The 17,802-nt window shown below is 73.5% G+C and carries 17 protein-coding genes; 2 read left to right on the top strand and 15 right to left on the bottom strand.

What is annotated here, in order from left to right; all coding sequences use genetic code 11:
• Positions 1-11: 11 nt before the first annotated feature.
• From F4556_RS32375 to F4556_RS32365, 3 genes are all read right to left on the bottom strand, one after another.
• Positions 12-1,856, bottom strand: a complete 1,845-nt coding sequence (locus F4556_RS32375; RefSeq protein ID WP_184922516.1) for a protein kinase domain-containing protein — start codon at positions 1,854-1,856, stop codon at positions 12-14.
• A 154-nt stretch (positions 1,857-2,010) separates the two neighbouring features.
• Positions 2,011-3,756: a serine/threonine-protein kinase gene (locus F4556_RS32370; RefSeq protein ID WP_184922514.1), complete on the bottom strand. Its 1,746-nt coding sequence runs from the start codon at positions 3,754-3,756 to the stop codon at positions 2,011-2,013.
• A gap of 132 nt (positions 3,757-3,888) precedes the next feature.
• Positions 3,889-4,902, bottom strand: a complete 1,014-nt coding sequence (locus F4556_RS32365) for a helix-turn-helix transcriptional regulator (protein WP_184922513.1) — start codon at positions 4,900-4,902, stop codon at positions 3,889-3,891.
• A 96-nt stretch (positions 4,903-4,998) separates the two neighbouring features.
• Here F4556_RS32365 and F4556_RS32360 point away from each other — a divergent pair, with 96 nt between their 5' ends.
• The gene (locus F4556_RS32360) at positions 4,999-5,400 is read left to right on the top strand and encodes a RidA family protein (protein ID WP_184922511.1); all 402 of its coding nucleotides are present in this window, start codon (positions 4,999-5,001) and stop codon (positions 5,398-5,400) included.
• Between the two features lie 32 nt (positions 5,401-5,432).
• On the opposite strand, the gene F4556_RS32355 is transcribed toward F4556_RS32360, so the two are convergent.
• From F4556_RS32355 to F4556_RS32330, 6 genes are read right to left on the bottom strand one after another with little or no spacing between them, the layout of a single operon-like run.
• Entirely contained in the window at positions 5,433-6,173 is a 741-nt protein-coding gene (locus F4556_RS32355; RefSeq protein ID WP_313068947.1) for an urease accessory protein UreD, read from the bottom strand.
• Complete coding sequence (ureG, locus tag F4556_RS32350) at positions 6,170-6,862, bottom strand: urease accessory protein UreG (RefSeq protein ID WP_184922509.1); 693 nt, start codon at positions 6,860-6,862, stop codon at positions 6,170-6,172. Before ureG ends, F4556_RS32355 begins: the two co-directional genes overlap by 4 nt.
• Positions 6,852-7,511, bottom strand: coding sequence for an urease accessory protein UreF (locus tag F4556_RS32345; protein WP_184925540.1), 660 nt, complete (start codon positions 7,509-7,511; stop codon positions 6,852-6,854). The genes ureG and F4556_RS32345 overlap by 11 nt, the downstream gene beginning before the upstream one ends.
• Complete coding sequence (locus tag F4556_RS32340; protein ID WP_184922507.1) at positions 7,508-9,229, bottom strand: urease subunit alpha; 1,722 nt, start codon at positions 9,227-9,229, stop codon at positions 7,508-7,510. The genes F4556_RS32345 and F4556_RS32340 overlap by 4 nt, the downstream gene beginning before the upstream one ends.
• Positions 9,222-9,533 carry an urease subunit beta gene (locus F4556_RS32335; RefSeq protein ID WP_184922505.1) on the bottom strand — a complete coding sequence of 104 codons (312 nt, stop codon included), beginning with the start codon at positions 9,531-9,533 and terminating at the stop codon, positions 9,222-9,224. The genes F4556_RS32340 and F4556_RS32335 overlap by 8 nt, the downstream gene beginning before the upstream one ends.
• Positions 9,534-9,544: 11 nt before the next feature.
• Positions 9,545-9,847 (bottom strand): urease subunit gamma, encoded by a 303-nt coding sequence (locus tag F4556_RS32330; RefSeq protein ID WP_184922503.1) that lies wholly within the window; start codon positions 9,845-9,847, stop codon positions 9,545-9,547.
• Between the two features lie 359 nt (positions 9,848-10,206).
• On the opposite strand from F4556_RS32330, the gene F4556_RS32325 reads away from it, so the two are divergent.
• Positions 10,207-11,463: a glycerophosphodiester phosphodiesterase gene (locus F4556_RS32325; protein ID WP_184922501.1), complete on the top strand. Its 1,257-nt coding sequence runs from the start codon at positions 10,207-10,209 to the stop codon at positions 11,461-11,463.
• A gap of 62 nt (positions 11,464-11,525) precedes the next feature.
• On the opposite strand, the gene F4556_RS32320 is transcribed toward F4556_RS32325, so the two are convergent.
• From F4556_RS32320 to F4556_RS32295, 6 genes are all read right to left on the bottom strand, one after another.
• Positions 11,526-12,056, bottom strand: coding sequence for an RICIN domain-containing protein (locus F4556_RS32320; protein WP_184922499.1), 531 nt, complete (start codon positions 12,054-12,056; stop codon positions 11,526-11,528).
• A gap of 194 nt (positions 12,057-12,250) precedes the next feature.
• Positions 12,251-13,360: a DUF3103 family protein gene (locus tag F4556_RS32315; RefSeq protein ID WP_184922497.1), complete on the bottom strand. Its 1,110-nt coding sequence runs from the start codon at positions 13,358-13,360 to the stop codon at positions 12,251-12,253.
• 199 nt (positions 13,361-13,559) lie between these two features.
• Positions 13,560-14,213 carry a response regulator gene (locus tag F4556_RS32310; protein WP_184922495.1) on the bottom strand — a complete coding sequence of 218 codons (654 nt, stop codon included), beginning with the start codon at positions 14,211-14,213 and terminating at the stop codon, positions 13,560-13,562.
• A 59-nt stretch (positions 14,214-14,272) separates the two neighbouring features.
• The gene (locus F4556_RS32305; protein WP_184922493.1) at positions 14,273-15,601 is read right to left on the bottom strand and encodes a sensor histidine kinase; all 1,329 of its coding nucleotides are present in this window, start codon (positions 15,599-15,601) and stop codon (positions 14,273-14,275) included.
• Positions 15,598-16,887, bottom strand: a complete 1,290-nt coding sequence (locus F4556_RS32300) for an FtsX-like permease family protein (protein WP_184922491.1) — start codon at positions 16,885-16,887, stop codon at positions 15,598-15,600. The genes F4556_RS32305 and F4556_RS32300 overlap by 4 nt, the downstream gene beginning before the upstream one ends.
• A complete protein-coding gene (locus F4556_RS32295) occupies positions 16,884-17,708 on the bottom strand; it encodes an ABC transporter ATP-binding protein (protein ID WP_184922489.1) in 825 nt (274 codons plus the stop codon). Before F4556_RS32295 ends, F4556_RS32300 begins: the two co-directional genes overlap by 4 nt.
• Positions 17,709-17,802 lie beyond the last annotated feature (94 nt).

Here is a 17,802-nt window from a genome sequence, read left to right as displayed (position 1 = left end):
ATGTTCACCCGCTACCCGGGGATCCGCCACTGCTGGGCCTTGTTGTCGCGCGTGCAGGTGGTCATGGTGACCTTCTTGCCCGCGCCGTTGTCGGTCAGACAGTTGGTGCTGCTGTAGTCCTTCAGGTAGACGCTGCCCGAGCCGGTGTCGACCACGGTCCAGCTGATCAGGACACTGAACCCCGGATTCAGTTCGGCCACCTTGGTGTCCATGTTCTGAATCAGGTTCGGCTTGCTCATGTTGCAGGGGTGCCAGGTGTACCAGCCGCCCGGGTCGGGGTCCGACCGTATCCAGCCGAACTCGGTCCGCCCGCCCATCACGGCGGCCGTACCCCCGACCGGATCGCCGGCCAACCCGAGCTTCATTCCGCTGCCCACGCCGGTGATGTAGCCCCAGCCCGCACCGCCGCACCCCGCCGGGACGGCGGGCGCGGCCGGCGTGGTCGCGGGCGCGGGCGCCGGGGTGGTCCGGGTCGGCGCCGGGGTGGCGCCACCCCCGCCGCCGCCGGGCGTGCCGCCGCCCGCTGCCGCGCCGCCGGCCGCCGCACCACCGGCGTTGCTGCCGGTACCGGTGCCCGAACCGGTACCCGCCCCGCCCGCGTTGCCGCCGCCGCTGTTGGGGACGGTGCCGCCGCCCGGCTGGTTCGCGGCGCCCTGCCCGGCGTTCGGGTCGGCCGCCGGGGTGCCGGCCGCGGCCGGCGGGGTCTCCGCTCCCGGCGAGGAGGCGGCAGCCGAACCGGGGGTGGCCCCAGCGGAGTTCGTACCGCCGGTGACCGGCGCGGACTGGCTCGAGGTGGCCCCCTTCGCCTGGCTGCCCAGCGGGCTCCGGTCGATCAGCAGGGCACCACCGGCCCCGGCCGTGATGACGATCGGGACGATCAGCGGTATCAGGATGCGGGAACGTTTCTGCTTGCTCTCCCCCTGGGTACGGGGTTGATCCTTGACCGAGGCCAGCACCGTGACGGGGGTGGCCAGCAGCGCCGGCGGCAGACCGGCGGCGGTGGCGGGCACGGTCGCCGGTCCCCTCGTCCCGGCGATCGCGGCCCGGGCGGCAGCCGCCATCGTCGCCGCGTCCGGGTAGCGGTGCTCGGGCTGCTTGGCGAGCGCGGTGGCGACGAACTGACGGACCGCCGGGGAGAACGACGGCGGCAGCCCCGGCGCGGGCTCCCGGACGTGCTTGAGCACGATCTCGAACATCGACTCACCGCCGAACGGCACCTGGCCGGTGAGCAGTTCGTAGCAGACCACGCCGATCGAGTACAGGTCGGACAGCGCGTTGATGGCGCCACCCTCGGCCTGCTCCGGAGCCATGTACAGCGCCGTCCCGAGCACCGCGTGCGAAGCCGTGATCTTGGTACTGGCAGCGGCTCTGGCGATGCCGAAGTCGGTCACCGCCACCCGGTCGTCCGCCCGGATCATCAGGTTGGACGGCTTGATGTCCCGGTGCACGATGTCCTGCAGGTGCGCGGCGTGCAGAGCATCGAGCGCCTCGGCGAGCAGCCCGAGCGCACGCTCGGCGGAGAGCGGACCGTCCTGCTCCAGCACCACGTGCAGCGGACGGCCGTCGATCAACTCCATGACGATGTACGCCACCTGGCCGTCGGGGCCGTCCGCGCTCTCGCCGTAGTCGTGCACGTCGACGATGCCGGGGTGGCTGAGCGCGGCCAGCAGTCGGGCCTCCCGGCGGAACCGCTCGGCGAACTGCTCGTCCTCCATCAGCGCGGCGTGCAGCACCTTGACGGCGACCTGACGCTCCAGCACCTGGTCGTCGGCGCGCCAGACGTCGCCCATCCCGCCACCACCGACCCGTTCGGTCAGCGTGTAACGACCACCGAGAACGGTCCCCCGACCCCACATACCGCGACTCCCTTGTCATGCCCGGCCCCAACGGGCCGTCAGCCGGGCACAGTCTGCCAGAGCCCCCCGAGAGGTCCAGACCCCGGGCCAGGTCGTTACCGCCCTGGTGCAAGCTCCGTACGTACCGGAAGCCTTGACGCGCCGTCGGCCGGACTCAGGGGATGCGCCACTGCTGCAACTTGTTGCCAGGAGCGCACTCCTCCAGCGTGACCTGACGGCCCGCGCCGTTGTCGGTCAGGCAGCCCTGGCCCAGGAAGTTGTGGAGGTAGACGGCGCCGGCGGTACCGGCCGACTCCACGCTCCAGTCCCGAATCGCGTTGACGGCATTGGATAGTTGAGCCGCACTCTGACTCCACGCCAGCGCCATCCCCGGGTTCGACGCGTTGCAGGGGTGGAACTCGCTCGTGCTCTGCCCCGTAACCCGAAACCACCCGAGGCCGGCGTACCCGCCCGACACCACCGCACTGCCCTCCGTCGCGTCACTGCTCGGCAGACCGAGCTTGCGGCCGCTGCCCACGGAGCCGATCTGGCCCCAGCCGGGCCCGCCACAGCCTGCCGGGACGGTGTCCACCGGCGCCGAGCTGGCGGGCACGGGCGGCGCCGAGGTACGGCTCGGCGCCGGAGGGTTGGGCGTCGGCGCGGTGACGGTGGTGGCGCCCCCGCCCACGACGACCTGTCCGCCGGAGGTGGGGGCCGTGCCACCCGGCTGGCTCCCGGTGTTCGGATCGGGCACCGCCGGCGTACTGGCGCCGGCCGCCGGAGTCTGCGGACCCGAGGGGGTGGTGCCAGGTGAACTCGGCAGCGAAGCAGCGGAGTTCGGCGTCCCGGACTGCAGGACGGAGGACCCGGGACCACCGGCCGTGACATCCGACCGCCCAGGGCTCCGGTCGATCAGCAGCGCCGTACCGGCCCCCGTCGTGATGATGATGGGGACGATGACCGGCACCAGGATCCGGCGCCAACTCCGGCGCGGTTCACGCTCGATGACCTCCGGCACCTCCGTGCCGGGCGGCACGACCGGCTTCGCCACCGGCACGACCTCCGGGGCGGTGGCGGGCAGGGTCGCCGGCCCGCCCTTGAGCGCGACCCGCGCGGCGGCGGCCATCGCGGCGGCGTCCGGGTACCGGTCCTCGGGCCGCTTGGCCAGAGCGGTGCCGACGAAGTCGCGGACCACCTGCGGGAAGAGCCCGGGCAGCGGGGGCGCCGGCTCCTGGATGTGCTTGAACACGATCTCGAACACCGTCTCACCGCCGAACGGCACTTGGCCGGTGAGCAGTTCGTAGCAGACCACCCCGACCGAGTACAGGTCGGACAGCGGCGTGGTCGGGCCGCGCTCGGCCTGCTCGGGGGCCATGTACAGCGCCGTCCCCAGCACCGAATGCGAAGCGGTGATCTTCGTGCTCGCGGTCGAGCGCGCGATGCCGAAGTCGGTCACCGTCACCCGGTCGCCGCTCCGCAGCATCAGGTTGGAGGGCTTGAGGTCTCGGTGCACGATGCCCTGCTGGTGCGCGGCCTGCAGCGCGTCCAGCGTCCGGGCCACCAGCGTGAGCGCCCGCGAGGGCGGCATCGCGCCGTCCTCCGCCAGGATCTCGTGCAGCGGCCGGCCATCGATCAACTCCATGACGATGTAGGCGTGTTGGCCGTCGGAACCCGGATCGCCCTCGCCGTAGTCGTACACGTCGACGACCCCGGGGTGCTTGATCGCCGCGAGCAGCCGGGCCTCCCGCCGGAACCGCTCGACGAACTGCTCGTCCTCCAGCAGCGCCGGATGCAGCACCTTCACGGCGACCTGACGCTCCAGCACCCCGTCGTCGGCGCGCCAGACATCGCCCATCCCGCCGCCACCGATCCGCTCGGTCAGCGTGTAGCGCCCACCCAGAACGGTCCCCCGACCCCACATGCCCCAGGCCCCCTGTCATGCCCGGCCCCAACGGGCCACCGGCGGGCACAGTCTGCCAGAGCGCCCCGAAAGATCCGGAGCCGTTACCACCCTGATGCAAGTTCCGTACACACCACTACCCCTGACGCACCATCAGCCCTGCTCAGGACCCGGAACGGCGACCACCGCGCTCAGGGACGGCTCGCCGTAGCAGGCCGCGATCGCGGCGGCGCGGCGGCGCAGGGATTCGCGCAGCCACGGCGGGGCCAGCACCTCCGCGCTCGGGGCGAGCTGCCACAGCGCCCACTCGGCATGCCGCGCATCCTGGAAGGTCACCTCCAGCCGCAGCCGACCGTCTTCACCGGCTTCCTCGCCGAGGACGGCCAGCGCCGTGCCCACCAGCTCCGCCCGCCGCGCCGGGTCCATCCGTAGCAGCACGGCGACCTGGTCGCCGCCGGTGCGGAACCGGGTGCTGCGCTCCTGCCAGACCCGGCCCAGATCGACCCGCTCCGGCCGCTCGGCCGGTTCGGCGAGCTCCTCGGCAGCCAGCACCCGGGACAGCCGGTAGGTGCGGTCCTCCCCGGAGTGCGTGGCCAGCAGGTAGCCCTGCTCGCGGACGGTGACCAGGCCGATCGGGTCCACCGTGCGCCACTTCGGGGTCCGGTCGACCGCCGCGTACCGGATCCGCAGCCGGTGTCCGGCGAACACCGCCCGCCGGATCTCGGCCACCACGGTGTCGGGCAGCTCCTCGGCGACCAGCCAACGGGCGAGCAGGTCGGTCTCCGGGTCGATGAGCAAGCGCCGGACCGCGCCCGCCGCGCCCGCCCGGGAGCTTTCGGGCAGTGCGTCGACCACCTTGCGCATGGCCGAGGCGAGGGCCGGGCCGAGGCCGAACGCATGCGCGCCGCGCCGCGATCCGGCGACCAGCAGGGCGAGGGTCTCGTCGTGGTTCAGTCCGGTGAGCTCGGTCTGGAAGCCGGGCAGCAGCGCGAAACCGCCGTGCCGGCCACGTTCGGCGTAGACCGGGACACCGGCGGCGGACAGCGCCTCGATGTCGCGCAGCACCGTGCGGGTGGACACTTCCAGCTCGCCGGCCAGCGCCGTCGCGGACAGTCGGCCGTGCTGCCGCAGCAACAGCACCAGGGAGACCAACCGATCGGCGCGCACCCGAAAAACTCTACGGGAATACCTGACACAGGGTGTCGTGATTCGTTGCGAGGCTTGCCAACAACCAAACCCCGTCGCACAGAAGAGGTGACCCCCATGGCACACACCATCCTCAACCCGAACGGCCTGCACGACCCGGTCCCGTTCGGCTACAGCCACACCGCCGCCGTCCCCGCCGGTACGGAACTGGTCCTGATCGCGGGTCAGTACGGATCGGGCCCGGACGGCGCGGTCGTCTCGGGCGACTTCACCGAGCAGGTGGAGCGGACGTTCCACAACATCGGTGTCGCTCTTGCCGCCCACGGCCTCGACCTCAGCCACGTCGTCCAGCTCAGGACGTACGTGGTGAACCACGACGTCACCAAGCTCGGGCCGATCGCCGAGGCCGTGCAGAAGGGCTGGGGCCGGCAGCCGCCCACCCAGACCCTCATCGGCGTCGCGAGCCTGGCCACGCCCGACGTGCTGTTCGAGGTCGAGGCCCTCGCCGCCCGGTCCTGACCCGGCGCGGGTGGCGGTCGAGCCCCGGAGGCTCAGGGCGCCCGGCGCTCCAGCAGCCTGCGCAGCAGCAGCGCGTCGGGCGCCAGCGCGGTGAGCAGCGTGGCCCCCTCCCCCGGCAGCACCATGAGCGCGGCGTCCCCCGTGTCCGGTGCCGCCGGGGCGGGCAGTCCGACGGTCAGCAGCTGGCCGACCGTACGGTGGCCGCCGAGGCAGGCCGGACCGTCCCAGCCGGGGGCGCCGGGGCCGAGGTCGGTCTGCTGGTCGAGGATCACCCGGCCCGCCTGACGTACGGTCAGCCGGGAGGTCAGGCGCCCCGGGCCGGTGCCCCTGGTCCAGTCGTGCAGCCGGCCGAGCACCTGCTCCTCCCGGTAGCGCAGCCGGGCACCGGCGGCCAGCTCGATCCGGGTGGTGAGGATCAGGTGGCTCCCGGCGGCGGCGATCACCGGCTCGGGGCACCAGTCCAGCAGGGCGCCCGCGCCGACCGTCAACTGCTGCTCGAGATGGGCGGCTTCGGGCCCCGGCAGGCTGATGGTGGCCGCCGCGCTGGTCAGCCGCAGCTCGGCGCCGGGGCGGACCTCGGCGTGGACGGCGAGGCGGTCGCCGCCGAGCGGGGCGGCCATCGAGCCGATCAGCACCACGTGCGCGCCGGGCCCCGGGCCCAGGGTGCGGCGCAGCGCGAAGGGTCCGGCGCCGGCCAGGTCGGGCAGGGCGGTGCCGCCCCGCCCGTCCGGTTCGGCGGTGACCCGGGCGGCCGCGACCAGGGTGGCGGTCAACGCGCCTGCCAGTCCGCCAGCCGCTCGCGGACCCAGGCCACCACGGGGGCGATGCCGTCGGCGGTGGAGAGCGCGGTGAAGACGGTGGGCAGCTCACCGCGCTGGGCCTTGGCGTCCCGGGCCATCACGTCCAGGTCGGCACCGACCAGTGCGGCCAGGTCGGTCTTGTTGATCACCAGCAGGTCGGAGGTCGAGACCCCGGGGCCACCCTTGCGCGGGATCTTGTCGCCGCCGGAGACGTCGATGACGAAGATCTGATGGTCCACCAGACCCCGGCTGAAGGTGGCGGTCAGGTTGTCGCCGCCGGACTCCACCAGGATCAGGTCGAGCGGGCCGACGGCGGCCTCCAGCTCCTCGACGGCCTCCAGGTTGGCGGAGATGTCGTCCCGGATCGCGGTGTGCGGGCAGCAGCCGGTCTCCACGGCGGTGATCCGCTCGGGCGGCAGGACGGCGTTGCGGAGCAGGAACTCGGCGTCCTCGGTGGTGTAGATGTCGTTGGTGACCACCGCGAGCGAGAGCTCCGCGCGGAGCACCCGGCAGAGCGCGGCGACGGTGGCGGTCTTGCCGGAGCCGACCGGCCCACCGAGGCCGATCCGCAGCGCGCGCGGGTGCTCATGGGTAGCGGTTCCGGTGTCGGTGTAGGAGTGCTGGACGGTGGCGTCGTAGGGGTCGACGTGGTCACGATGCAAAGAGTCGTACCTTCCAGGAGCTGTGCTGCTCGGCGTAGACGTCGAGCAGGGGTGCGGACGCGGCGGGCAGGTCGCCGGACCTGGCGGCCTCCACCGCTCGCGCGGTGACGGCGTCCAACGCCGGGGCGAGCCGGGCCAGTTGGGCGGTGACCTGGTACGGATCCAGGCCGAGCAGCCGGACGCAGGCGGTGGCCGGGCCGTTGACGCTCTCGTACGCGGCGACGGCCGCCGCGTCGGCCGGGGTGAGCCCGGCGGCGTGGGCGGTGGCGCCGAGCACCACCGGCTGGTGCGCGCCGCCCGGGTGACGGGTCTTCAGCCCGTCCAGCAGGGGGTGCGGCCAGGTGGCCCGGGCGGCCCGGAGCAGTTGGCGGCCGAGCCGGCGGCTGGCGGCGCGCTGGGCCGGGGACGGGGTACGGGCCTCGGCGGCCTCGTCCACGGCGTCCAGCGCTTCGGGGTGCAGGGCGGCCGCCGCCGCGAGGGCGGCGGTGGTCAGGCCGGTGGTGTGCAGCCGACCGGTCAGGAAGGCCGCCATCGACACGTGGTCGTGCACCCGGCCGGACCTGACCGCCGCCTCGGCCCCGCCGGAGTGCGCGTGCCCTCCGGCGGGGAACCGGCCGTCGGCCAGCAGGAGCAGGGCGGCGACCATCAGAACAGGAAGTACCGCTGGGCCAGCGGCAGTTCGGCGGCCGGAGCGGGGGTGACGGTCTCGCCGTCGATGGTGACGGTGAAGGTGTCGGGGTCGACCCGGACGTCCGGCCGGGCGGTGTTGTTCACCAGGTGGTCCTTGGTGACGCCCCGGGTGTTGCCGATCGCGGTGAACGGCTTGGCCAGGCCGAGCCGTTCGGGCAGGCCGTGCTCGATCGCCGCCGGGGCGGTGAAGTTGATCGAGTTGGCGGCGGGGGCCCGCCCCTGGGCGCCGAACATCGGCCGGGGCAGCACGGGTTGCGGGGTCGGGATGGAGGCGTTGGCGTCGCCCATCTGGGCCCAGGCGATCTGACCGCCCTTCACCACCAGGTCGGGCTTGACCCCGAAGAAGGCCGGCGTCCAGAGCACCAGGTCGGCCAGCTTGCCGGGTTCGACCGAGCCGATCTCGTGGTCCATGCCCTGGGCGATCGCGGGGTTGATGGTGTACTTGGCCACGTACCGCCGGGCCCGCTGGTTGTCGGCCCGGCCGTCGCCGGGCAGCGCGCCCCGGCGGGCCTTCATCACGTGCGCGGTCTGCCAGGTGCGCATCACCACCTCGCCGATCCGGCCCATCGCCTGGGCGTCGGAGCTGATGATGGAGATCGCGCCGAGGTCGTGCAGGACGTCCTCCGCCGCAATGGTGGAGGGGCGGATCCGGGACTCGGCGAAGGCCAGGTCCTCGGGCACGTGCGGGCTGAGGTGGTGACAGACCATCAGCATGTCGAGGTGCTCGTCCACCGTGTTCACGGTGTGCGGCCTGGTCGGATTGGTGGAGCTGGGCAGCACGTTGAGCTCGGAGACCACCGTGATGATGTCGGGCGCGTGCCCGCCGCCCGCACCCTCGGTGTGGTAGGCGTGGATGCCCCGCCCGGCGATCGCGGCCAGCGTGTCGGCGACGAACCCGGCCTCGTTCAAGGTGTCGGTGTGGATGGCCAGTTGGGCCCCCGACTCCTCGCAGACCCGCAGGCAGGCGTCGATCGAGGCGGGGGTGGCACCCCAGTCCTCGTGGATCTTGAAGCCGAGTGCCCCGGCCCGCAACTGGTCGTGCATCGAGGCGGTGTTGACGGTGTTGCCCTTGCCGAGCAGCCCGAGGTTGAGCGGCACGCCGTCCATCGCCTCGAACATCCGGGCCAGGTGCCAGGCGCCCGGGGTGATGGTGGTCGCCTTGGTGCCCTCGGCCGGCCCGGTGCCGCCGCCGACCACCGTGGTGACGCCCGAGGAGAGGGCCTCGTCGGCGAGTTGGGGGCAGATCAGGTGCACGTGCGCGTCGATCGCGCCCGCCGTGAGGATCTTCCCGTTGCCCGCGATCACCTCGGTCTCCGGACCGATCACCAGCTGCGGGTGCACCCCGTTCATGGTCTCCGGGTTGCCCGCCTTGCCGAGTGCGGTGATCCGGCCGTCCCGGATGCCGACGTCGGCCTTGACCACACCCCAGTGGTCCAGCACCACCACGCCGGTGATCACCGTGTCCGGCGCGCCCTCGGCCCGGCTGGTCCTGGCCTGGCCCATCGACTCGCGGATCACCTTGCCGCCGCCGAACACCGCCTCGTCCCCGCCGGCGCTCCGGTCCTCCTCGACCTCGATCAGCAGGTTGGTGTCGGCCAGCCTGATCCGGTCCCCGGCCGTCGGGCCGTACAGCGCGGCGTACCGCTGCCTGCTCAACCGCAGTGCGTACTCAGGCATCCAGCCCACCCCCGGTCTCTCCACGCAGCCCGTGCACCTCGCGCCGGCCGCCGATCGGCACCAGCCCCACCTCGACCGGGATGCCCGGCTCGAACCGCACGGCCGTCCCGGCCGGGATGTTCAGGCGCAGCCCGTACGCCGCCGGGCGGTCGAACTCCAGGCCGGGATTGGCCTCGGCGAAGTGGTAGTGCGAGCCGACCTGAACCGGGCGGTCCGCGCCGTTCACGACCGTCAGCTCGGTGACCGGCAGGCCGGCGTTCAGGCCGATCTCGCCTTCGCCGTAAATGACTTCACCGGGCGTCAAGCCTTCGGGGGTCACTGGATCGGCCCGTGCACAGTGACCAGCTTGGTGCCGTCCGGGAAGGTCGCCTCCACCTGGACGTCGGGGACCATCTCGGCGATCCCCTCCATCACGTCCTTGCGGCCGAGCACCTCCCGCCCGGAGGCCATCAACTCGGCGACGGTGCGGCCGTCCCGGGCGCCCTCCAGCACGTGCGAGGTGATCAGCGCGACCGCCTCGGGGTAGTTCAGCAGCAGGCCGCGGGCCTGCCGGGAGCGGGCCACGTCGGCGGCGACGTGGATGAGCAGGCGTTCCTGCTCATGGGGGGTGAGCCTCATGGCGCGCACCTCGGGGGAGTTCGGGTGGTGCGGGCACAACACTGTGCCACGGGTGGGGTTTTCGGCACGCGATCGCGCTCCGACCGGCCCACCGTAGCGGACCGAGCGGGCACGAAGCGGGTGCCGGTCCGCAGCCTTACGGGCGTTCTTTGAGGACTGTTTTCCGGGTGGTTTCCGCAGGGTTTCGGATCATCCCGAAACGGGTGATACCGACCACCCGGGCGAAGCCGTCCCGGAATGGCCTGTTTCGGCACTGTCCGCCGGAGCTTTCCGCAAGGTTCGGCGGACGGCCACCGCAGGGCGTCCCCCGGCTCCTACCGTACGGACGGCAGGCACACCGCGCCGATCCGGGAGACGACATGACGGACCTTCACAGCCCCACGAGCACCGACGCCTCGCGCCGCTGGTTCCTGCGGACCAGCGGCGCGCTCGGCCTCGGGGCGGCCGCGCTGAGCACCGCCGGCGTCGGCGAGGCCCTGGCGGCCGGCTCCGACTCCGGCTCCGGCTCCGAGTCTTCCGAGAGTGCCGACGCCTCGCGCCGCCCGAGCGGCACCCGTCCGCCGGTGCGCACCGGCACCGGCCTGGACCGCCTGCCGCACCCGCTGGTGGTCGGCCACCGCGGCGCCAGCGGCTACCGCCCGGAGCACACCCTCGGCTCCTACGAGCACGCGCTGAACCTGGGCGCCGACGTGATCGAGCAGGACCTGGTGCCGACCAAGGACGGCCACCTGGTGGTCCGGCACGAGAACGAGATCGGCGGCACCACCGACGTCGCCGACCACACCGAGTTCGCCGGCCGCAAGACCACCAAGACCATCGACGGCAAGTCCGTCACCGGCTGGTTCACCGAGGACTTCACCCTCGCCGAGCTGCGCACCCTGCGCGCCAAGGAGCGGCTGCCGCTGCAGCGTCAGCACAACACGCTGTACGACGGCCGCTGGGCGGTGCCGACCTTCCGCGAGGTCGTCGAGTTCGCCCAGCAGCGCGCCCGCGCCACCGGCCGCGAGGTCTGGCTCTACGTCGAGACCAAGCACCCCAGCTACTTCCGCTCCATCGGCCTGCCGCTCGAGGAGCGCCTGGCCACCGAGCTCCGCCGGGCCGGGCTGGCCGGCCGCAACGGCCGGGCCATCCTGCAGTCCTTCGAGCCGAGCAGCCTCCAGCGCCTGGCCAAGCTGGTCGACAACCCCCGGATCCAGCTGCTCAGCGACCGCGGCACCCAGCCCTACGACTTCGTCCTCGCGGGCGACAAGCGCACCGTCGCCGACCTGGTCACCCCGGACGGCCTGCGCTGGATGGCCGGCTACGCCCACGGCCTCGGCCCCACCACCAACCTGATCGCCCCGATCGACCCGGCCACCGGCAAGCTCCTCCCCACCACCACCCTGGTCGCCGACGCCCACGCCAAGGGCCTCCTGCTCCACCCGTACACGCTCCGCAACGAGAACGCCTTCCTCCCCGCCGACTTCCGCCGCGGCACCGACCCGAACGCCTACGGCGACTCCATCGCCTGGGCCCGCTTCCTGATGGAGCAGGGCGTCGACGGCTTCTTCACCGACCAGGCCGACACCAGCGTCCTCGCCCGCGCCGACTTCTGGTCCGCCCACCACGCGGGCTGACGCCCCGTCGAAACCACAGCGGCCCGCCCCGGGAATCTCCCGGCGGCGGGCCCCTCGCGATATCAGCGGTTCGGCGAGTACGGGAACCACTGCTGGTTGTTCCCGTTCCAGCAGTCCCACTGCTGACCAGGAGCTCCGTTGGTGGTGCGCCGGCCGTCGATCTCCAGGCACTTGCCGCTGTGGACGTTGCGCAGGACGTAACCAGCACCGGGGACGTGCACCCAGGCCCACTGCTGGCTGGCTCCGCCGGTGCAGCCCCACTGGCGGGCGGGGGCACCGTTGTCGGTGCGCCAGTCGGCGACCTCCAGGCACTTGCCGCTGTGAACGTTGACCAGCGAGCCTGTCGGGCCGACCGTCAGACTCCACTGCTGGCTGGCACCGTAGTGGCAGTCCCACTGACGGGCCGGGGCGCCATTGTCGGTGCGCCAGTCGGCGGTCTCCAGACAGTGCGGGCTGTTGCCGTTCCCAAGCACGACCACGCTCGGCACGCCATAAGGGTTGTACGGAGACGCGGCGGCGGCCGAGGGCACGCCCGCGCCCACTGCGAGACCGGCGCCCAGCAGGGCAGCGGCTATCCGAATCTTGAGGGCCATGATGGTGTTACCCCGTCAGAGAGAAGTACGAATGGGCCGACCGGCTGCCGGCGACATGATCATCGGTCAATCGGACGCCGCACCTTAGCGTTAGGCGTGCGCGTGGTCGACAGCGTTTCCGGCGGCTGATCGGTCATGACGAAGGCCCGGTCGCGGTGGATACCGGATCCACCGCAACAGGGCCTCAGCCAGGGTCAGAACTGCTGGACGTAGTACGGCTCGACGGTCATCCAGCCGTTGCCGCGGGCCCCGTTGAGGCGGCCCGAGCTGCTGCGGGCGAGGGTGTACCAGGACTCCACGTAGTCCGGGTCGTCGGTCCACCACGACTCGGGCAGTGCGGCCAGGACGGCGTTCACCAGCGGGATGTAGGCGCCCTGGTCGGCGATGGTGAGCAGGACGGCGGCGACGGCCTGGGCGAGGGCCAGGTAGTTGGTGTCGCCGTCGTCCTCCATCAGGACGACGTCCGCCAGGTTGTACTTGTAGCTCGACCAGTTCACCAGGATCTGGTTCGGGTAGTAGGTGGTGCCGTCGTACTGGAGGTACGGCATGGCGACCGAGTCGACCCGGACCTTGCCGTCCTGGCCGAAGCCGGTCACCAGGGCGAACATCTCGGCGGCGCCCTTGAACCAGGGCTCCTCGTCGTCGTTCACCCGGACCGAGGTGATCTTAGTGACCCACCAGCCGCCGGCGGCCTGCGCTGCGGCGAGCCCGCGGGCGCCGAACTCCCGCTGGAGCACCGCGACTCCGGCCTCGAGGGTCTTGGCCGTGTCGAGGTCGACCAGGTAGACCGGCCGGGTGGGCAGGGTGCCGGTGTCGAGGGCGTGCGACCGGCCCGCGGTGTCGTAGGCGCGTACGGTGCGGGCGTGCTCGTCGGTGGCGGCGGTCGCCACCAGCGGTGCGGCGCCGGCCGCCAGGGCCGTCCGCATCGAGGGGTCGGCCAGCTGCACTCGCAGCAGCGGGCCCAGGTCCGCGCCGAGGCCCTTGGCGGTGGCGATGCCACGGTCGGCCCGCGCGGTGGCCTCGGCGAGCCCCCGGGCAGCGGGGCCGGGGACGGCGGCGGCCAGCGGGGCGAGTGCGACGGGGTCAGCGACGGCCCGCAGGCGCTCGCGCAGGGCGGGGTCGGTGAGGGCGGTCGCCAGGGTACGGGCGACCTCGTCCTCGATCACCGACACCCGGGTGGCGGCCGGGGCCTGACCGACCGTGGAGTGGGGAGCGGGTGCGGCCGTGGCCAGGCCCGTGCCGAGCGCGAGCAGGGGCAGGGTCACGAGTGCGACGACGGCGCGCCGCAGACGGAAGTGGGGCATGCGGGATCTCCAGACTCGTCGGGTGAGGTGTCGGAGCATCGGAGCACGGTGCGGTGGAGCACAAGGAACGGCGCCGGAAGGTCGGCGCCATGACAAGTGAAGGGCCTCCCTGACGCCAGATCAACCCCTGTTCAGCAAACGACCGGCCCGGACCGCGTGAACGCGGCGCGGCCACCACCCGCGCCCCCGTCGGGTCAGGTCACCTCGGTGCCGCGCCGAGGTAGCGCAGCACGGCCAGCACCCGCCGGTGCTCGGTGTCGGTCCGGGGCAGGTCCAGCTTGGCGAAGATGCCCGCCACGTGCTTCTCCACCGCCCGCTGAGTGACCGTCAGCGCGTCGGCGACGGCGGCGTTGGTCAGCCCCTGGGCCATCAGCACCAGCACCTCCCGCTCGCGCGGGCTCAGCGCGTCGACGCCGCTGCTGTGCTGCCGGGTCGCCATCAGCTGGGAGACCACCTCCGGGTCGAGCGCGGTGCCGCCCGCGGCCACCCGGTGGATCGCGTCCACGAAGTCGTCCACGTCGGCGACCCGGTCCTTGAGCAGGTAGCCGATCCCGGACGCGCCGGTGGCCAGCAGCCGCGCGGTGTAGCGGGTCTCGATGTACTGGGAGAACAGCAGCACGCCCAACTCCGGGAACTCCAGCCGGAGTTCGATGGCCGCCCGGAGCCCCTCGTCGGTGTGTCCTGGCGGCATCCGGATGTCGGCCACCACCACGTCCGGCCGGTGCTCCGCGACCGCGCTGTGCAGCGCCCGGGCGTCACCGACCGCCGCCGCCACGTCGAAGCCGCGCTCGTCGAGCAGTTGGACCATGCCGTGCCGCAGGACGGCGGCGTCCTCGGCTATCACGATGCGCATCTGGGGCCTGCCGTTTCCCGGTGTCGCCGACGGCCGCTCGGCGCCGGGGTGACGCCGGGTCAGACCGGCAGCTCCACCGTAGCGGTGGTCGGCCCGCCGGCCGGACTGCTGATCCGCAGCGTCCCGTCCACCTCCCGGACCCGTTCGGCCAGCCCGGACAGTCCGCTGCCGCCGCCCGCCGTACCCGGTACCAGCACCGCCCCGCCCCGCCCCTCGTCCCGGACCCGGAGCAGCAGGGCGCCGTCCCGGTGCTCCGCCGTCAGCTCGATCAGCGGCGCGCCCGAGTGGCGGGCGGCGTTGTTGAGCAGCTCGGAGGCGCAGAAGTACGCGATGGTCTCGACCGCCTCGGGCAGCCGCCCGGGCAGTTCGGTGCGCAGCCGGACCGGCACGCCCGTACGGGCCGCCAGAGTCTCCAGCGCGGCGTCCAGACCGGTGTCCAGGACCGGCGGATGGATGCCGCGTACCAGGTCGCGCAGGTCGGTGATGGCGGTCCTGGCGTTGCCGATCGCCTGCTCGACCAGCTCCCGGCCACGCTCCAGGTCCGCCGGCGGGAGGGTGCCGTCCGGACCGCGCCGGTCCAGCCGGGACCGGGCCGAGGCCAGGGCCAGGGTGACCGCGACCAGCTGGGCCTGGGCGCCGTCGTGCAGGTCGCGCTCGATCCGACGCAGCGTCATGGCCGAGTTGTGCACGGCCAGCGCCCGGCTCTCCTCCAGGTCCCGGACCCGCTCGGACAGCCTGCCTGGCCCGAGCAGGGTCCGGCCCAGATACCTGACCAGCGCCAGCAGGCGACGGCCCGCCCAGCCGGCCAGCGCGGTGACGGCCAGTCCGGCGACGGCCACCGCCAGCGCCTTCGGCCCGCTGTCCAGCGCCCGGCTCCCGAGGCTCAGGCCCCGGTGCCCGTCGGCGCTGACCAGCCGCCACCAGAACGGGTACAGCACGGCGGCCAGCCCGTACAGCCGCAGCCCGACCGTCACCAGCAGCACCAGGACGCCGAGCGGCGCGGCCAGCAGCACGTACGCCACCGTCCGCCAGTTCGCGCCGTCGGTGAGGGTGGCCCGGACCAGCCGGGCCCGGTCGGCCTCGGGGCGGCGCGGGGGCGGGACGGACTCGCCGAGCAGCCCGGCCAGCAGGCGACGGTGCAGGCCGCCGATCCAGCGCGCCACGGTCAGCACCCCGGCCAGCAGTGGCAGCCCGAGGTGGGTCACCGACAGCACCAGGCCGACGGCCAGCAGCGGGTAGACCAGCAGCGCCCCGAGCACGCCGAGGACCGGGGCGGCCAGGGCGTAGAGCAGTTCCCGGCCCGCCGGTACGCCGAGGGCGTGCAGGGCCCTGCCGATCCGCATCCGCTCCATCACGTCACCACCTCCGCCGTACATCGCTGCCCTCACCGGGACACCTCGGCCGCCGGACGGATCGTCAGCAGCCGGGCCAGCGGGCCGAACGAGGACCCTATAACGAGCACCGCCACGGCGGCGGCCACCCCGCCCCCGACCTGACCCGGGAGGTCGAGCGGTCCCCCACTGCCGAGCGGCGCCACGGCGGCGCTCGCCACCGCCGTGCCCAGCCCGAGCGCGGTGGCGGTGACGATGACCGACTCCAGCAGCACCATCCGCACCAGCTGGCCGGGCCCGGCGCCGATCAGGCGGAGCAGGGCGAGTTCGCGGCGGCGTTCCAGCATCAGCATCACCAGGGTGTCGGCGGCGACCAGCGCGGCGAACCCGGCGTAGAGCACGGTGGCGAACAGGTCGATCCAGGACGGTTCCTGACCACCCACCAGGCTGCCGAGCCTGGCCAGCGTGAACGCCACCACCAGCGTGACCGGCGTGATCGCCGCCGACAGCCGCCGGGAGCGGGCCCGGCTGTTGGCCACCGCCAGCTCCCCGGGCGCCCCGAACAGCCGCAGCGGCCCGGCGGCCGCCGTGGCCGCCAGCCGTCCGAGCACCGGACCCGCCAGCGCGATCGCGACCAGGTACGCGAGCAGCAGCAACGGGACGTGTTCGGCCGCCTCCTCGGCCGGTTCGGCGGAGACGGCGGACTGCAGTACGACCGCCCCCGCCAGCGCCGCCAGCGCGAGCACGGTCCGCAGCACCACCGGTCCACCGCCGGGTCCGGCCGCTTCACCGAGCGCGGCGGCCGGCCGGGACCGGGCCGCCCGCTGCGCAGCCAGCAGGCCGCCGAGCAGGGAGGTGACGGTGAGGACGACCGCCGCGGCCACGGCGGGTGGCCAGCTGACGGTCAGCCGGAGGCCGGGCGGCACCAGCCCTCGGTCGGCCATCGCGCCGAACCACCACCGGGCCAGCAGCACGCCCAGACCGTAGCCGGCGGGCAGCGCCGGAACGGCGGTGAGCAGCGTCTCGGCGGCGACCGCGCGCCGGACCTGCCAGGGGCTCGCGCCGACCGCGCGCAGCACCGCCGTCTCGCGCTGCCGCTGCGCCACCGCCAGCGCGGCCACCTGGGCGGTGGCGAAGATCGACAGGTAGACGGTGACCAGGGTGAAGCCGATCCCGATGGTGGTCAGGTCCTCGCGTTGCGGGGACGGCGGCGCGGCAGACGCGGTGCGCAGGATCGCCACCGACGCGGTGATCACCGTCGCGGCCAGCACCAGCGCGGCGAACACCCCGACGGCGGCGGCGGGACGGGAGCGCAGCGAGGCGCGGGCCAGGCCGGTGGTCACGCTGCGGCCTCCTGTCGGGGCGTCAGGTCCGGGCGGTCCGTCAGGGTGCGCATCTGAGTGGCGATCCGGCGGGCCGCCTCCTCGCGTTGGTCCTCCCTGCCGTGGGCGCCGGGCAGGTCGGCCACGATCCGGCCGTGGTCGAGGACGAGCACCCGGTCGGCCCAGGCCGCTGCGGCCGGGTCGTGGGTGACCATCACGACGGTGGCGCCGTGGGTGTCGACCGAGCGCCGCAGCAGGCCGAGCACCTCCGCGGCGGTGCCGGAGTCCAGTGCGCCGGTGGGCTCGTCGGCGAACACCACCTCGGGTTCGGTGATCAGGGCGCGGGCGATGGCGACCCGCTGCTGCTGCCCGCCGGAGAGCTGGCCGGGCCGGTGCCTGGCCCGGCCGGCCAGGCCGACCTCGGCCAGCGCGCGGGCGGCCCGCCGGTGGTCGGCCCGGCGACCGTCCAGGCGCAGCGGCAGCAGGACGTTCTGTTCGACCGTCAGAGCCGGGAGCAGGTTGAACTGCTGGAAGACGAAGCCGATCCGGGCCCGCCGCAGCCGGGTCAGCCGCCGCTCCCGCAGGCCGGTCAGCTCCTGCCCGCCCAGCCGGACCGAGCCGCTGGAGGGGCGGTCCAGCCCGGCGGCGCACTGCAGGAAGGTGCTCTTCCCCGAGCCGGACGGCCCCATCACGGCCGTAAAGCTGCCTCGGGGCAACCGGAGGTCGATGCCGCGCAGTGCGTGCACGGCGTTGCGGCCGCGGCCGTAGTGCCGGGTCACGCCATGCAGCTGCAGGGCGTCCGGCGGGGTTGGCGGCAGGGCGGGCGGTTCGCGGTCGGGCATCGTTGTCTCCTTCGGTGGCCGGCGGTCGCCGACGATGCTCCGAAGTTACGGAACCGCAGGTCAACGACGCACTGGGACAGCCACCCGACTCCGG

Source organism: Kitasatospora gansuensis, assembly GCF_014203705.1.
Classification (GTDB): Bacteria; Actinomycetota; Actinomycetes; order Streptomycetales; family Streptomycetaceae; genus Kitasatospora; species Kitasatospora gansuensis.
The sequence above is the reverse complement of the archived record's forward strand: the minus strand, read 5'-3'. Positions and strand labels throughout refer to the sequence as shown.

Excerpts from the sequence above, each read along its gene's own strand:
- F4556_RS32325 (WP_184922501.1), top strand. The coding sequence starts at position 10,207 with ATGACGGACCTTCACAGCCCCACGAGCACCGACGCCTCGCGCCGCTGG.
- F4556_RS32295 (WP_184922489.1), bottom strand. The coding sequence starts at position 17,708 with ATGCCCGACCGCGAACCGCCCGCCCTGCCGCCAACCCCGCCGGACGCC.
- F4556_RS32320 (WP_184922499.1), bottom strand. The coding sequence starts at position 12,056 with ATGGCCCTCAAGATTCGGATAGCCGCTGCCCTGCTGGGCGCCGGTCTC.
- F4556_RS32315 (WP_184922497.1), bottom strand. The coding sequence starts at position 13,360 with ATGCCCCACTTCCGTCTGCGGCGCGCCGTCGTCGCACTCGTGACCCTG.
- F4556_RS32370 (WP_184922514.1), bottom strand. The coding sequence starts at position 3,756 with ATGTGGGGTCGGGGGACCGTTCTGGGTGGGCGCTACACGCTGACCGAG.
- F4556_RS32330 (WP_184922503.1), bottom strand. The coding sequence starts at position 9,847 with ATGAGGCTCACCCCCCATGAGCAGGAACGCCTGCTCATCCACGTCGCC.
- F4556_RS32310 (WP_184922495.1), bottom strand. The coding sequence starts at position 14,213 with ATGCGCATCGTGATAGCCGAGGACGCCGCCGTCCTGCGGCACGGCATG.
- F4556_RS32360 (WP_184922511.1), top strand. The coding sequence starts at position 4,999 with ATGGCACACACCATCCTCAACCCGAACGGCCTGCACGACCCGGTCCCG.
- F4556_RS32375 (WP_184922516.1), bottom strand. The coding sequence starts at position 1,856 with ATGTGGGGTCGGGGGACCGTTCTCGGTGGTCGTTACACGCTGACCGAA.
- F4556_RS32340 (WP_184922507.1), bottom strand. The coding sequence starts at position 9,229 with ATGCCTGAGTACGCACTGCGGTTGAGCAGGCAGCGGTACGCCGCGCTG.